Origin of the sequence: Aequorivita sp. 609 (assembly GCF_014212065.1) — a bacterium.
Classification (GTDB): Bacteria; Bacteroidota; Bacteroidia; order Flavobacteriales; family Flavobacteriaceae; genus Aequorivita; species Aequorivita sinensis.
In genome coordinates this window covers 1-379 of sequence record NZ_JACJVM010000050.1, presented here as the reverse complement: position 1 = coordinate 379, position 379 = coordinate 1, and the positions used below count along the sequence as shown (strand labels likewise).

The 379-nt window shown below is 32.2% G+C and carries 1 protein-coding gene; it reads right to left on the bottom strand.

Going from position 1 to position 379, the window contains the following annotated elements; translation table 11 throughout:
* The coding region (locus H4O20_RS12640) for a DinB family protein (protein WP_185099485.1) at positions 1 to 308 on the bottom strand (308 nt) is incomplete at its 3' end.
* Positions 309 to 379: the final 71 nt, after the last annotated feature.

Here is a 379-nt window from a genome sequence, read left to right as displayed (position 1 = left end):
TTATCCGAAAAATGTTCAATACTTTCTATAAATGTTTTTCTATAAGGTTCGGCAAATTCAAGTTCATCAGTAAGGCTAATAAATGCTCGGTTTTCCCAAGGTGTTTTATAATTTGTCATATCACCTTGATTAATAATAAGATTCCATCCATAATCAGCCTCCAAAACGTGTCTTATCATTTCTGACGCACTCATTGCTTTTTCGTCAGGTTTCCAATTATAATATTTCTCAGGTAGTCCATTCCAAAGTTTTAAACTTCTTCTCCTTATTTCTGTAAAATTTAAAATTATAAGTTCAGATTGGGTCATTTTCTTTGTTTTCGGGAATGTCGTTTTACATTACAGCCAACGGCAGTCTGTCTCAAAACTACACTAATTTT